This window comes from Maritalea mobilis (assembly GCF_004363175.1).
Classification (GTDB): domain Bacteria; phylum Pseudomonadota; class Alphaproteobacteria; order Rhizobiales; family Devosiaceae; genus Maritalea; species Maritalea mobilis.
Genome location: NZ_SNYR01000001.1, coordinates 762983 through 776755, shown reverse-complemented (window position 1 = coordinate 776755; position 13773 = coordinate 762983). Strand labels below are relative to the sequence as shown.

Sequence of the window (13773 nt, the reverse complement as noted above, 5' to 3'; positions counted from 1 at the left end):
TCGTTGTCAGATTAAAGGAGATGAAGATGCGTGCATTGACTTATATTGCATTGGCCAGCCTGTTGAGCGTTGGCGCTGCCCAGGCCGCTGAAGAAAAAGCGGTGTTTGCTGGCGGGTGCTTTTGGTGCGTTGAAGCTGACTTTGAAAAAGTGGATGGCGTGATTGAGGCGGTGTCTGGCTATATTGGCGGCACAGTGGAAAATCCGACCTACAAGCAAGTGACCGCAGGCGGCACGGGCCATTATGAAGCAGTGGAAATTACCTTTGACAATGAGAAAGTGAGCTATCGCGAGTTGGTCGATATTTTGTGGCGCACCATTGATCCGGTGGATGAGGACGGCCAATTCTGCGACCGTGGCGACAGCTACCGCACCGCGATTTTTACCCGCACCGCTGATCAGGAAGCCGCAGCCTTAGCCTCAAGAACTGCTGCAGAAAGCGCGTTGGATCAATCGATTATGACGCAGATTTTCTCAGATGATCGGTTTTATGAGGCGGAGGATTATCATCAGGATTATTACAAGAAGAATCCGGTGCGCTATAATTTCTATCGCTTCACTTGTGGACGCAACCAGCGGGTGGAAGCCCTTTGGGGCGATCAAGCCTATATGGGCATTGAGAAATAACTAGGTGAGGGCGTTCAGCGCGTCCACCACATCTGTGGGCAAAGGTCCAAGCTCTAGGGCCTTTGCATTTTCTTTCACATGATCTGCGGTGTGGAACCCGGGAATGGGCAGCGCGTTGCTATCTGTCGCCCAAATCCAGCCGAGCGCGCCCTGCGCGATTGTGCGTCCATCTGTGCGCAGCAAATCATGAATTTGTGCCAGCTTATGCTGCGGGTCTTCGCTTTGAAGATAGTGGGCCAGATGTTCCGGCAGGCCATCCGCATCGCCAAAGCTGTTGGCGTGGTTGATTTGGTGGCTCAGCAGGCCCATCGCAAATGGCGCGCGGCAAACGGACAGCAGCTTTTGTTCGGCGCAGGCTGCGCGTAACCCATTTGCTGGGTGCAGCAGGTTAAATTCGTGCTGCACTGCCCCGAAATGATCGCGCCCGGACCAGTTTTGCACATCGCTAACATGGTCCGTCACCCAGCCATATTGGCCGATGGTGCCTTCCGCCACCAGTGCATCCAGCGTGTCAGCGATTTGATCTGCTTCTTCGGCCTTTAGGCCTTCCAAATGCAGTTCATAAAGGTCGATCTTATCGCGGTTTAAGCGGTGCAGAGAATTGTGCACGGCTTCGCGAATATCGTCGGCGCTCGTCGCGCGGCCTTGGACCTGTTTGCTGGTCTCATCAAATTTATGGCCAAATTTGGTGGCGATGATCACATCGTCGCGCCCGGCCAAGGCTTTGCCCAACAGCACTTCCGCATGGCCCGCGCCATAAACGTCAGCCACATCGAAATAGGCGATGCCGCAGTCTAGTGCAGTTTTGAGCGCGTCGAGCGCTGTGGCCTCATCCGTTTTGCCAAGGCCCAGCGGAATAGCGTCTGCCCAATAGGGGCCACCAATGGCCCAACAGCCTAACCCGAGTGCCGGAATGGTTTGGGTTTGGCGCCAGGTGATGGTGGGGGACATGAGCCGATCCTATTTTTGTGAGTTTTGCACTTCCAGCGCCGCAACATTGACGCCCTCTGCTGCCACAAGTTGCACGTGCGGGAATGGAATTTCAACACCAACTTTATCAAGGGCCATTTTGCCCTTCTCATTGAATGATGTTGCGGTTTCCCAATAGTCCTCAGTTTTGGTCCAGCAGCGCAATTGCAAATCCACTGAACTTGCGCCAAGGCTCATCACATAGACCACAGGTTCCGGCGTTTTCAGCACGCGCTCATCATCTTTGGCAATTTCCAACAAGGCCGCGCGGGCTTTTGCAATATCAGCATTGTAAGCAATGCCCACATTGAATTCCACACGCCGCGTCAGCTCGCGATTGTAATTGACGATGGTTGCGTCCCAGATTTTCGAGTTTGGTGCAAAGAGAAACTTGCCATCCAATGTGCGCAACCGCGTCGCGAACAGGCCCACTTCGCGCACAACGCCATTGATGCCGTCAGCTTCAATATAGTCATTGACGCTAAACGGGCGGAGCCACAACAGCATCACGCCCGCCGCGATGTTAGATAGGGTGCCTTGCAAGGCGAGGGCGATGGCCAAGCCGGCCGCACCGAGCACAGCTAGAATTGAAGCGGTTTGCACGCCTAACCCGCTGAGCGCAATCACGATGGCGATCACAATCACCAGATAGCGCACGATCTGACCGACCATGGGGGCGATTGTGTCGTCAAAGGCCCTGTTGCGGGGCAACATGGTCACGATCATGCGTGAGAGCCAGCCGGATAAAATCCAGCCAGCGATGACAACAATCAGGGAGATGATAAACGCCGAACCGTAATTGGTGCCCCAAATTACGGTTGCTTCAACAATGTTTTCCAGCTGCATATTGCGCCAAAGGTCCGTTATGAGTTGAGTTTAGACTGTTGAAGCATAATACAAAGCATTGAGGTGAGAACAAGCTCTTGTGTGCGCTTGATCCGCTCTTCGGTGAAGTGATTGTCTTCATGCAACAAGTTGAGCGAGCCAACAGTTTTGCCATTGATGACAACGGGCATGTTCAAAACAGAAGAGCAGCCATGGGCAGAAAAGAAATCTTTATCTGCAAACTGTTCATCCATTTCATCCAAACTATTGGCAACAAAAGTATTTTTGTTGATGATCACATGTTCATGCCAAGGGTTGATGGTGATCGGTTTACTGTCGTCAGTTGGGTATAGATCTGGACGATTGGTATAGATTCGACGCGCGCGACCTGCTTCAAAATCAAGCCACATCAAGGTGACAAGTTTAGCGCCGACCTTGTCTTGTACTTCTTGTTCGAGCAGCTCGAACAATTTGTCTTCAGCGGCGGGTTCTGAGATGATTCTTGCCAATTCTTGCATGATTAAATGGTACTCTATAGATATTGCCGTCTGAATATTCGGATTTTTTCCTAGTATTCAGTGGCACAATGTGATTTTTAAGCGAGGCTTTATGTAAAGCCTTTGAGAACTGAGAATCGCCTTTAATAAGACGGGTCTCAAACGTTGGTAAAACAAGTTTTGTTATATCAAAAATTTTTCGATAGGTAACCGAAAATATGACGAAAGCCTCATCCAAATCTTTAGAGTCGCAAAATGCTCAGCCTTTGATTGGCGCGCTTATCCGGGAACGGCGGCGCAAATTGAACATGACATTGAAGGCTTTGGGTGAAGCGGCAAACCTGTCGGTGGGCTTTTTGAGCCAAGTGGAGCGCGATCAGGCAACACCATCCTTGGGGGCCTTGTCTCTGATTTCGCGCAGCCTTGATGTGGAGATGGAATATTTCATTTCCTCACCCGCCGTTATTCGCGGCACCACCAAAGCAGGTGAGCGCGAGAGTTTTTCGGTTGATGATTCGTCGCTGAAATATGAACGTTTGGGCGCGGACTTTGCGGGCAACACACTTTCTTCCTTTATTATCACTGTGCCAGCTGGCTATCAGTCTGAGACTGTGAGCCATGAGGGCGAAGAGATTATTTACATTCTAGAAGGCGAAGTGACGACAGATGTTGAGGGGGAATCTGTTGTGCTTGGGGTGGGCGATAGCCTGCATTTCCGCTCCACACGCCAACATAGCTGGCGCAATGTGACGGATAAGGCTGCGCGTATTTTGTGGACAGGTACCGTACCAATCTTTTGGTCAGGCGGCTCGGCAAAATCTTAGGATAAGCATCAGCTTATTGAGCGAAGCCCTTCAATATCAGCTTTCAATGTGCAAATTTATGGCTAAACTTGCGCTTGTTGGCTTTCGTCAATTGAGGCGCAGTTTCAAATTGACGGCATAGGTATTTTATTGGTATCTTTGTTGGGCAGCATCCTGTGTTGCCGAGTCTTCTTTGTTTATGGACAAATTGAACATGCGCCAGATTATAAATAATCGAACAAGATGCAACTGGTGCATTGTGGGGGGATAGAGTGGACGAAGTGGCAACGCAAGAGCATGATCCAACTCAGCTTATAGATCATCTGAAATCGGCATTAACGCGTCCGGGCGCCCGTTATGGTGTGCTCACTGAAGGTTTGCGTGATGCGATTGAGCGTGGCGTTTTAGGGCCGGGTGATTTTTTGCCGGCAGAACGCGAATTATCTGACAAATTGGGTTTGTCCCGCGTGACCATTCGGAGCGCGTTTAAGCCTTTATTGTCTGATGGCCAATTGGTGCAAAAGCGGGGCTTGGGCACTTATGTGCCGCGCAACCGTCCGCGTTCAATTGAAAAATCCTTGGCGTTTTTGAACGGCTTTTCTGAAGATATTCGCAATCGCGGTATGGAGCCGAGTTCAAAGCTGGTCTTTAAAGGCGTTGTGTTGCCGCAGCCAGATGTGGCGATGGCGCTTGGCGTTTCCTTTGATACTTTGGTGTCGTGCTTCCGGCGTATTCGATATGCGGATAGTGCGATTATGGCCTATGAGTTGGCCTATTTTCCAACATCCATCATCAATGCAGACCATGTGTCTGAAGGGGACTCACTTTATGAGTTGCTTCAGGCCGGGGGCTACCGACCTGTTAAAGCGCAACAAAGCTTGCGGGCGGTGAACTGTACGGCTGAATTGGCTGGATATTTGGGTGTGAAAGAAGGCGACGCCGTTCTCGATATTGAACGTCGCTCATTTGATCAAGCGGGTGCTGCAATGGAATTTACACGGTCTTACTATCGTGGAGACCGTTATGTGTTTGCAACCGAAATGCGGGCGGAGTAGCGCCGCATTAAAATCAAATGAGTGGAGAATAAGGTGCGTTTGGTCATTCTTGAAAATGCCGAGGCCGTTGCTGATTTTGCGTGTGAATATTTTGTAGGTCAGCTTAAGCGTCAGCCTAAATCTGTTTTGGGCTTGGCCACCGGCTCGTCACCTGTGGCGCTTTATCAGCGCTTGATCCAAGCCAATCAAAAGGGCGAAGTGAGCTTTGATCAGGTCACCAGCTTTAACTTGGATGAATATATCGGTTTGGCCGGGGATCACCCGCAAAGCTATCGCTATTTTATGAATGATAAGCTGTTTGATCATGTCAACATTGATCAAGCCAAAACTCATGTGCCTAACGGCGCAGCGGAAGATCCAAATGCCGAATGTGCTCGCTATGAGGCGGCTATTGCTGAAGCGGGGGGCATTGACCTCCAATTGCTGGGCATTGGGGTAAACGGCCATATTGGATTCAATGAACCTTTGTCGAGCTTGGCGTCGCGCACCCGGGTGAAAACGCTCACCAAATCAACGATTGAGGCCAACTCACGTTATTTTGATGCAGATGAGTTTCAGCCAACTGACGCCATCACCACAGGTATTGGGACCATTCTTGATGCAAAAGAAGTGATGCTGTTGGCCACTGGCCCCAATAAGGCTGAAGCCGTGCGTGGATGCGTGGAAGGCCCGGTTTCTGCGGCTTGTCCGGCTTCTGCGCTGCAGTTGCATCAGCATGCGGTTGTGGTGGTTGATGAGGATGCTGCTTCGCTATTGAGCATGAAAGAATATGCGCAATGGGCAGAGCAACGCCATATTGAGCTTGAAGGGGCTTAAGGCCAAACCCTTCCTCGCCTTACGAATTGTTATCACTTGTCGTGTTTTAACTAAGTTGAAGCAAAAACGTCGCGTTTGTTTGGTTTCATCCATATAAAAGCGACGTTTCGACTTGGTGAGATCGATTGATGGGTGACATTGCATTGACTTTAGACGCTATGCAGCAGGCAAACGGACAGGCGTTGCGCGTTGAAGCGCTCAGCGCCAAAGATTGGGATGCGCAGGCGCACCAATATGACGATGTTTGCCAAGAGCAACTTGACGTGTTTGCCGCTGAGCGGTGGCCTGCCATGGCGTTGGACCGGTTGCAGTTTTTCGCTGGCGATCGCCTAGTTGGTGGCTGCTTGGTCATGCACAAAACGGCCCCGATGGGACTTGGTGGTCTCGCCGTGTGCAAATGGGGCCCCATTCTTGTCGACAATGGGTTGCCGAGTGCTGCGAGCGACTATCAAGCCATTGTTGATTATCTTGTTGAGGAATATGCGGTAAAGCGGCGTTTGATGCTTTCCATTTTGCCGCGCGCAGTGCCATTTGAAGAAAATCGTGCCTTTGATTATTTGAAGCAGATTGGATTCAAAAAAGGGGCAGGGCTGCCTTTTCCAAATCGCTATTTTGTCAATGTGGGCATTTCTGAAGACGAGATGCGCGCGAGCTTTAATCAGAAATGGCGTAAGCATTTGCGCAATTCTGAGAAGAATGAGCTGCGCTTTGAGCATGTTGGGCCTGATCGCATGTCAGAGTTCAATGCGCTTTATGAGGCCATGACAGCGCGTAAGCAGTTTCCAGACTATTCGGCCTATGATTCACTCAATCATTTGATGGACAATATTGATCCATCAATTCGGCCAGAAATCTTCATGGTTTATCATGAGGAAGAGGCTGTTGCGGGCGGCATTATTTTTGTGGGCGGCGATACCGCGGTTTATCTTTACGGTGCCACCAACGACAAAGCTCTGCCTATGCAGGCAGGCTATTTTATGCACTGGCACATTATGTGTTGGTTGAGCAAACAGCCGCGCATTAAGTGGTACGATCTGGGCGGTACGGACGGCTTTTTGGGGCTGCACCAGTTTAAAAATGGCATGGTTGGCAAGGCAGGGGCAGTGACCACTGTGCCGCCAGTGATGAACTATGCCCATTGGTTTATCCCGCGCCTGGTGGGCGAAACATTGTTCTTGGCCCGCGATGTGAAAGCGAATGTGGGGCGCATGATCAATAATCTGCGCAAGAAGGGGCCAAGCGACTAAGCTAGAGCACTGGCCCTAAGGTGCCGATCACATTGTGCCAAATGCGCACGGGCAACCGCCACTCGCGCACTTCTTCCAATTGCACCTCAATCGCGCTTTTCAGATATTGTTGTTGGCGCTCATTCACCGCTTCGGTGAAGGTTTCATCATAGATGATGGTGTTGTTTTCGTAATTTAAGTCAAAGCTGCGCAAATCCAGGTTCGACGAGCCGATCATGGTGATCCGTCCGTCAATTGTCAGGCACTTTGCGTGCAACAACCCGCCTACATACTCATGCACCCGCACGCCAGCCGCCAACACTTCTGGATAAAAGGATTTGGCGGCGGCGGCCACGATCCAGCTATCGTTTTTTCTGGGTACGATCATAGTGATCTTCACGCCACGTATTGCGGCGGCGCACAGGGCGTTCAGCACAATTATGTCCGGCACAAAATAGGGGGTGGTGATGTTGATTTCTTCATCGGCAGAGGCAATCAGCGTGGCGAACAAATGGGCCGCTGCGCCACGGCGTTCTGTTGGGCCATTGCCGTTCACCTGCGCCACAAAGCCATCGGGCACCGGGTCTGCATTCAGTTCGAACTCGTTTAAGTTGGCTTCAGATCGGCGGCTCATCCAGTCACTGGCGAACAGCAATTGGGTTTGATTGACCACTGGCCCTTCCAGCCGCGCCATAATGTCGATCCACGGGGCGTATTTGGCTTTGGGGCGGAACTCAGGGTCTGCACAGTTTTGGCTGCCGCAATAGGCAATTTTGCCATCGATGATGGTGATCTTCCGGTGGTTGCGCAGGTCGAACCGGTTCAGCAAGTGGGTCGCGATCATGCTTTCAAATGGCATCGCCGTTTCGGTTTGTACGCCGGCGCGTTGCATCTCTACCCACAGGGGTGAATTGAGCAATACCCGTGAGCCAATAGCATCTGCCATCACCCGGCAGGTCACGCCGCGTTGGGCTGCGCGGATCACCGCCTCGGCAATTGCGGTGCCCGTATAGTCTGTCAGCCAGATATAATAAAGCAGGTGCACATGATGTTTGGCATTATCGATATCTTCGATGATGCGTGCCCGCGTCTCTTCCGCATCTTTCAGTAACTCGGCCTTGTTGCCGCCAGAAAGTGGGAAATTATTGATGGTCTGGGCATATTCAAAAATAGCGTGATAGCGCTGCGGTACATTTTTATAGGGTTCTGGATTCCCTTGCAGTTTGGATTGATCAATCTGCTTAAGCTGCTTCAGCATGCGTGCCTTTTTCTCGCGCAGCCGTTGGGAGATATGCACTTCGCCCAACAGCGTATAGAGCACGATGCCAGCAAGGGGCAGGGTGACCACCACGATGAACCACGCCAAGCGGGCAGAGCTGGAAATATGTTTGCGCGCGAGAATCCGCAAGGTCACACCGAAAACGATGCTCAGATAGATGGCTGTGGCCAGGGATAAGCTGCTGATAATGTCCATATTATTCCCAATTGGCAGCGCGGCTTATTGTTCCAATCGCGTGCATATTTTGGGATAAGATGGGACGATTAGGCGCTTAACACAATGGGGTTTTGTGATTTATTTGGCGCGATGTTCGGATTTGCCGCGGCTTTCCAAAATTGCACCAACTGAAGCACTGGTGCACACCAGATAGGGCACACAGAAAGTGAGCGCGATTTTAAAAATATCCATGCCGGAAAGATTGCCGGTAAAAAGCCGATCAAAATAATTGATGAGCATCAACAGCGTGCCCACAATCAATGCGGTTTTCAAACAGCGTTTGCACACTCGCGGCAGTGCCGCTATTTCAAGCCATTGTTTGATCATGCGGCTTTACCAAATGGCCCCAGCAATTTGCGCTTCAGTCGCTCAAGCCGTCCTGGCACGCGGAACGGTTTGTATCCGGGCACTGTTTTTTCCATGGGGATTTCAAAGATTTTATAATCTTCGCCGAAAATATGTTTGTTGAGCTGGGCAACCTCAGTCCAGCCATAGCGGGCCAAGATCAGATTGGCTTTTTCGTTGGTGGTGCGGGTGAAGGTCACCAGCTTGTGCCAATGGCCATTGTCGAACATTTGCAAAAAGGCTTTGTTGCCCTTGATGGCGATGGTGGATGCCCGATGCTCTGGGATAATGTAGGACCAATAAAGGAAAACCACGCCATTATCGGGGCCGGAGATCATGATGCCGACTTTCTCATCGCCCTTGCGCAGCACAAACAGGTGATGCGGGTCATATTCCCAAAGTGCGGTGAGGAAGTGGATGTTCATCCGCTCGCGCTCGTGCTGTTTGAATTCGTCGCAGTAAAATTCAGACTCATCAATGGCACGGTGCACAGTGTTGAGCACCCATTCAATTTCGTCTTTGCGTGCGGGCCCAAAATTTGGCGTTTTTGCCTCGCTCATAGCTCCATCCCCCAAAATATGTGGCGGCAGTTTGGGGCAATCTTCTTTAAAAGTGTTGAACAGAAGGGGAATTGTGTCAAAGAAATGAGAAAAAACAGGTCTAAAATTGGACTGGTGATATTGACCGAACGCGCTGCAACCATTAGCCCTTTTATCACGGTGTTGTGGGGACAACTCACATATTCAATTTGAATGTGTGTTGACCGTATTCAAATGGAGGTCGGCAACGGTCTCTTTATGATTGGATTGATCGAGGAGGAACCGTCCAATGAGTTCGGACATTTACCAACCACCTGAAGATATTGTCTCTCGCACTTTGACAACAAAGGATCAGTATGACGCGCTTTATGCCCAGTCAGTGAACGATCCTGAAGGGTTTTGGAAAGAGCAGGCCAAGCGCATCGATTGGATGACAGAGCCGACCAAAATCAAAAACACGACATTTGAATATCCAGATGTGTCGATCAAATGGTTTGAAGACGGTGAGCTGAACGTGTCGGTCAACTGTATCGACCGTCACTTGAAAGACCGCGCAGACGAAACCGCCATCATCTGGGAAGGTGATGAGCCGGGCACTGACGAGCATATTACTTATGCCCAGTTGCACCGTCGCGTTTGCCGTTTCGCCAATGTGTTGAAAGATTTGGGCGTCAAAAAGGGTGACCGCGTCACCATCTATCTGCCCATGATCCCGGAAGCCGCTTATGCCATGTTGGCGTGTACCCGCATTGGTGCTGTGCACTCTGTTGTGTTTGGTGGCTTTTCGCCGGAAGCTTTGGCTGGCCGCATCAACGATTGTGACAGCGCTGTCGTGATCACTGCTGACGAAGGTCGTCGCGGTGGACGTACTGTGCCGTTGAAGCACAATGTTGATGAAGCGTTGAAGCACGCGCATGGCGTTGAAAAAGTTTTGGTGGTGGAAAACACCGGCAACGACATCAAAATGAAGGGTGGCCGCGATGTGTGGTGGCACGAAGCTGCTACAGGCATTGATGAGTTCTGTAAGCCAGAGCGCATGAATGCTGAAGATCCGCTGTTCATTCTTTACACGTCCGGTTCAACGGGCACACCAAAAGGCGTGTTGCACACAACTGGCGGCTATTTGGTTTACGCCTCATTCACGCACGAAGTGACCTTCGATTATAAGCAAGGCGACATTTATTGGTGTACGGCTGATGTGGGCTGGGTCACAGGTCACTCCTACATTCTTTATGGTCCATTGGCCAACGGCGCGACCACATTGATGTTTGAAGGTGTGCCAAACTATCCAGATGCCTCACGCTTCTGGCAAGTTTGCGACAAGCACAAAGTCAATATTTTCTACACAGCACCAACAGCCATTCGCGCCTTGATGGGCGCTGGTGACAATTTTGTTGACGGTGCTGATCTTTCGTCATTGCGTATTCTTGGGTCAGTTGGTGAGCCGATTAACCCGGAAGCTTGGGAATGGTACAACAAGCATGTTGGCCGTGGAAAATGCGCGATTGTGGATACGTGGTGGCAAACTGAAACTGGTGGTTTCATGATCACGCCATTGCCTGGCGCGACACCAACCAAACCAGGTTCTGCCACAAAGCCATTTTACGGCATTCAGCCAGAGATTTTGGATCAGGAAGGCAATGTGCAGACTGACACCAAAACTGAAGGCGTGTTGTGCATTAAAGACAGCTGGCCGGGCCAAATGCGCACAGTTTATGGCGATCACAAGCGCTTTGTTTCGACCTATTTTGAGACCTATAAAGGCTATTATTTCACAGGTGATGGCTGTCGCCGCGATGAAGATGGCTATTATTGGATCACGGGCCGGGTGGACGACGTGTTGAACGTTTCTGGCCACCGCATGGGCACAGCGGAAATTGAAAGCTCGCTGGTTGCGCATGACAAAGTGTCTGAAGCCGCTGTTGTCGGCTATCCACACGATGTTAAGGGGCAGGGCGTTTATTGCTATGTGACCTTGATGTCTGGTGAAGAGCCAAGCGATGAGTTGAAGAAAGAGCTGCGCAATTGGGTGCGTAAAGAAATTGGCCCAATCGCGTCTCCGGACCTTATTCAATTTGCACCAGGCTTGCCGAAAACACGTTCTGGCAAAATTATGCGCCGTATTTTGCGCAAAGTTGCGGAAAATGATTTCGGTTCATTGGGCGACACATCAACATTGGCTGATCCGTCAGTTGTTGATGATTTGATTGAAAATCGTGAAAACCGCTAAGTTTTTGCACCATAAATCTACAAATAGCGCTGCGCGAAGAATATCGTGCAGCGCTATTTTGCATTTTATCTAATTTGTCAGCGCAAATTAACCACAAGTCTCATTAAATAATTGCATTAACTCCTTGTTTGCTGGGCACTACCTAAGGTGGCGAGGTGAGACAAATGGGGCGCAATAATGGGCAAACTTCTAAAATTACTAATCCTGACCTCGAGTGTGTTTTTGGGACTATTCACTTCTGTTGTGTGGGCTGAGGAGTGGGTGGCCAGCAAAATGCGCGGCGCTGTATTCATGTATGAAAATGCAGAATGGCAGCAAATTTTCCGTGGTCATCGTGTGGACAGCTCAAACGCCATTCAAACCGCGCCGGGCGCGCGCGTGGTGTTTACCCGTGGCAAGGAATCCATTGATGTGCGCGGTGATACGCGGATTCGGATCAAAGATCGTGTAGGCGCGCTCAACACTGTGATTGAGCAAGATTTCGGTGAAATCAACGTTGACGTTGAAAAGAAGAATGTTCAGCACTTTGCGGTTAAAGCACCATTGCTGACCGCCGTGGTTAAGGGTACGCGCTTTACGGTGAAGTCAGATCGCTCTGGCGCTGCAGCAGAAGTGATTGTGCGCCGTGGCCGTGTTGAAGTGCAAGACAACCAACTCAAAGTTAAAGTCGACGTGAAATCTGGCCAACGCGCAGGTCGTGAAGCTGGCGTTAGTGCTGTGATTGAAGTTAAGGGCCGTGGCAAGGTTGAACCCTTTATCAGCATGAATTCCAACCAGCCTGTTGCAAACAATAGCGCTGAGCTGAAACAGAAGCTGGGCATTAGCGATGGCCGGGACACTGGATCAGACGCTGTTAGTGCGGGTGCGAGCGCAAGTGGTGGCAAAGTGCCGGTAAATGTGGGCAATGGCGGTGCTCCTAGTGATGTCGGTGGTGTGCCGGATATTGGCACGGGCGGTAGTGGTAGCATTCCAGACGTTGGCAGCGGTTCCTCTAGCAGTGGCGCGTCAAGTGGTGCTGGTAGCAGCGGCGGAAGCAGTGCTGGGAGCAGCGGTTCAGGCGGCAGTGGCTCTGGCGCCGGTGGATCTGGCAGCAGTGGATCTGGATCAAGCGGTAGCGGTGGTTCAGGTGGCGGCTCCAGCAGCAAAGGTGTCGTCGGTTCGGTTACCGATAAAGTTAAAGACGTAACTGGAGGCCTAGGGCTTTAGTAAGTCAGCCAATATGCAATTTCACATGCCGTTAACCGTGCTTGGAACTTATACAAGGGCTTTAACGGCATTGGAATGCACTGAACGTAAGTTGGCGTGATTGGATATAGGGGCAGCATTTATGACCAAAATGGCCAAACTTCTTTTCGGGATAACTTTGTTTTCCGCGCTTTTTGCAATCGGCAACGCCATGGCAGAAGAGTGGGTGGCGAGTAAGTTACGTGGTGGTGTGTTCGTTTATGAAAATGGCGAATGGCAGCAAATTTTCCGTGGTCATGTGGTGGACAGCTCCAATGCTATTCAGACCTCTCCTCGCGCACGGGTTATTTTCACACGCGGCAAAGAATCCATTGATGTGCGTGGTGATACACGCATTCGGATTAAAGATCGTGTGGGTCAACTGAACACCGTCGTTGAGCAGGATTTTGGTGAAATTACTGTAGATGTTGAAAAGCAGAATGTGCAGCATTTTGCGGTGAAAGCGCCATTGCTGACCGCTGTCGTGAAGGGCACAAAATTCACCGTGAAGGCGGAGAAAAATGGTGCGGCAGCCGAAGTACAGGTTCAACGTGGTCGTGTTGAAGTGCAAGATGTTGAGCGCAAGATCAAAGTTGATGTGAAGCCGGGCCAGAAGGCCGCACGTCAAGCCGGTGTTGAGCATGTCATTGAAGTTGATGGACGTGGCCCAGTTGAACCGATGATTAGCATGAACACAAATAAGCCAATCGCCGCGAATAGCGCTGAACTCAAAGCGAAGCTGGGCTTGGCGAATAAGCCTGTTCAAGCACCTGGTCAGCAAAAGAAGAATGACGTTGTGGGCGTTACACCGGGCAATAGTGGCAACAGCAACGCCGGCGGCAATGGTAACGCTGGCGGCAACTCGGGCAATAGTGGCAACAGCAATGCCGGTGGAAATGGTAACGCTGGTGGCAACTCAGGCAATAGTGGCAATAGCAACTCTGGTAGCGGTGAAAATTCCAACGGTGGCAGCGGTAACAGCAACGCTGGCGGAAATGGCAACGGAAACGGAAATGCCGGAGGCAATGGAAAGGGGGAAGGGCGTTAGCCTTTCCCAACACATTTGATCACGTTGAAGGCCACTTTACTAAAGTGGCCTTTTTATTGCGTGTAAAGTGAATAG

General features: G+C 50.8%; 14 protein-coding genes. 8 read left to right on the top strand and 6 right to left on the bottom strand.

Annotation, left to right across the window (positions count from 1 at the left end):
* The first annotated feature begins 26 nt into the window (after window positions 1-26).
* The gene (gene msrA / locus ATL17_RS03655; RefSeq protein ID WP_208111106.1) at window positions 27-626 is read left to right on the top strand and encodes a peptide-methionine (S)-S-oxide reductase MsrA; all 600 of its coding nucleotides are present in this window, start codon (window positions 27-29) and stop codon (window positions 624-626) included.
* Here msrA and ATL17_RS03650 read toward each other — a convergent pair whose 3' ends face one another.
* Genes ATL17_RS03650 through ATL17_RS03640 form a run of 3 tightly spaced genes read right to left on the bottom strand, consistent with a single transcriptional unit; the run spans window position 627 to window position 2938 of the window.
* On the bottom strand, window positions 627-1577 hold the full coding sequence (locus ATL17_RS03650; RefSeq protein ID WP_133571408.1) for an aldo/keto reductase: 951 nt from the start codon (window positions 1575-1577) through the stop codon (window positions 627-629).
* Window positions 1578-1586: 9 nt separating this feature from the next.
* A complete protein-coding gene (locus tag ATL17_RS03645) occupies window positions 1587-2441 on the bottom strand; it encodes a mechanosensitive ion channel family protein (protein WP_133571407.1) in 855 nt (284 codons plus the stop codon).
* 17 nt (window positions 2442-2458) lie between these two features.
* On the bottom strand, window positions 2459-2938 hold the full coding sequence (locus ATL17_RS03640; RefSeq protein WP_133571406.1) for a GAF domain-containing protein: 480 nt from the start codon (window positions 2936-2938) through the stop codon (window positions 2459-2461).
* A gap of 197 nt (window positions 2939-3135) precedes the next feature.
* Between ATL17_RS03640 and ATL17_RS03635 the strand changes: the two genes are divergently transcribed.
* From ATL17_RS03635 to ATL17_RS03620, 4 genes are all read left to right on the top strand, one after another.
* Window positions 3136-3741 carry a helix-turn-helix domain-containing protein gene (locus ATL17_RS03635; protein ID WP_133571405.1) on the top strand — a complete coding sequence of 202 codons (606 nt, stop codon included), beginning with the start codon at window positions 3136-3138 and terminating at the stop codon, window positions 3739-3741.
* Window positions 3742-3992: 251 nt separating this feature from the next.
* Complete coding sequence (locus tag ATL17_RS03630; protein ID WP_133571404.1) at window positions 3993-4775, top strand: GntR family transcriptional regulator; 783 nt, start codon at window positions 3993-3995, stop codon at window positions 4773-4775.
* Window positions 4776-4808: 33 nt separating this feature from the next.
* A complete protein-coding gene (nagB, locus tag ATL17_RS03625; RefSeq protein ID WP_133571403.1) occupies window positions 4809-5591 on the top strand; it encodes a glucosamine-6-phosphate deaminase in 783 nt (260 codons plus the stop codon).
* A 128-nt stretch (window positions 5592-5719) separates the two neighbouring features.
* Window positions 5720-6838, top strand: coding sequence for a lipid II:glycine glycyltransferase FemX (locus ATL17_RS03620; protein WP_133571402.1), 1119 nt, complete (start codon window positions 5720-5722; stop codon window positions 6836-6838).
* A 1-nt stretch (window position 6839) separates the two neighbouring features.
* Here ATL17_RS03620 and cls read toward each other — a convergent pair whose 3' ends face one another.
* The 3 genes from cls to ATL17_RS03605 all read right to left on the bottom strand — a co-directional run bounded on the left by cls (window position 6840) and on the right by ATL17_RS03605 (window position 9217).
* Window positions 6840-8291, bottom strand: coding sequence for a cardiolipin synthase (gene cls, locus ATL17_RS03615; protein WP_133571401.1), 1452 nt, complete (start codon window positions 8289-8291; stop codon window positions 6840-6842).
* Between the two features lie 99 nt (window positions 8292-8390).
* Window positions 8391-8639, bottom strand: a complete 249-nt coding sequence (nrtS, locus tag ATL17_RS03610; protein WP_133571400.1) for a nitrate/nitrite transporter NrtS — start codon at window positions 8637-8639, stop codon at window positions 8391-8393.
* The gene (locus tag ATL17_RS03605) at window positions 8636-9217 is read right to left on the bottom strand and encodes a hypothetical protein (RefSeq protein ID WP_133571399.1); all 582 of its coding nucleotides are present in this window, start codon (window positions 9215-9217) and stop codon (window positions 8636-8638) included. Before ATL17_RS03605 ends, nrtS begins: the two co-directional genes overlap by 4 nt.
* A gap of 268 nt (window positions 9218-9485) precedes the next feature.
* On the opposite strand from ATL17_RS03605, the gene acs reads away from it, so the two are divergent.
* From acs to ATL17_RS03590, 3 genes are all read left to right on the top strand, one after another.
* Window positions 9486-11426, top strand: coding sequence for an acetate--CoA ligase (acs, locus tag ATL17_RS03600; protein WP_133571398.1), 1941 nt, complete (start codon window positions 9486-9488; stop codon window positions 11424-11426).
* Window positions 11427-11603: 177 nt separating this feature from the next.
* Window positions 11604-12632, top strand: coding sequence for a FecR family protein (locus ATL17_RS03595; protein ID WP_133571397.1), 1029 nt, complete (start codon window positions 11604-11606; stop codon window positions 12630-12632).
* 121 nt (window positions 12633-12753) lie between these two features.
* A complete protein-coding gene (locus tag ATL17_RS03590) occupies window positions 12754-13698 on the top strand; it encodes a FecR domain-containing protein (RefSeq protein ID WP_133571396.1) in 945 nt (314 codons plus the stop codon).
* Window positions 13699-13773 lie beyond the last annotated feature (75 nt).

Bases quoted from the DNA above. Each gene is read 5' to 3' on its own strand.
- msrA (WP_208111106.1), top strand. From the start codon at position 27: ATGCGTGCATTGACTTATATTGCATTGGCCAGCCTGTTGAGCGTTGGC.
- ATL17_RS03650 (WP_133571408.1), bottom strand. From the start codon at position 1,577: ATGTCCCCCACCATCACCTGGCGCCAAACCCAAACCATTCCGGCACTC.
- ATL17_RS03645 (WP_133571407.1), bottom strand. From the start codon at position 2,441: ATGCAGCTGGAAAACATTGTTGAAGCAACCGTAATTTGGGGCACCAAT.
- ATL17_RS03640 (WP_133571406.1), bottom strand. From the start codon at position 2,938: ATGCAAGAATTGGCAAGAATCATCTCAGAACCCGCCGCTGAAGACAAA.
- ATL17_RS03635 (WP_133571405.1), top strand. From the start codon at position 3,136: ATGACGAAAGCCTCATCCAAATCTTTAGAGTCGCAAAATGCTCAGCCT.
- ATL17_RS03620 (WP_133571402.1), top strand. From the start codon at position 5,720: ATGGGTGACATTGCATTGACTTTAGACGCTATGCAGCAGGCAAACGGA.
- cls (WP_133571401.1), bottom strand. From the start codon at position 8,291: ATGGACATTATCAGCAGCTTATCCCTGGCCACAGCCATCTATCTGAGC.
- nrtS (WP_133571400.1), bottom strand. From the start codon at position 8,639: ATGATCAAACAATGGCTTGAAATAGCGGCACTGCCGCGAGTGTGCAAA.
- ATL17_RS03605 (WP_133571399.1), bottom strand. From the start codon at position 9,217: ATGAGCGAGGCAAAAACGCCAAATTTTGGGCCCGCACGCAAAGACGAA.
- acs (WP_133571398.1), top strand. From the start codon at position 9,486: ATGAGTTCGGACATTTACCAACCACCTGAAGATATTGTCTCTCGCACT.
- ATL17_RS03595 (WP_133571397.1), top strand. From the start codon at position 11,604: ATGGGCAAACTTCTAAAATTACTAATCCTGACCTCGAGTGTGTTTTTG.
- ATL17_RS03590 (WP_133571396.1), top strand. From the start codon at position 12,754: ATGACCAAAATGGCCAAACTTCTTTTCGGGATAACTTTGTTTTCCGCG.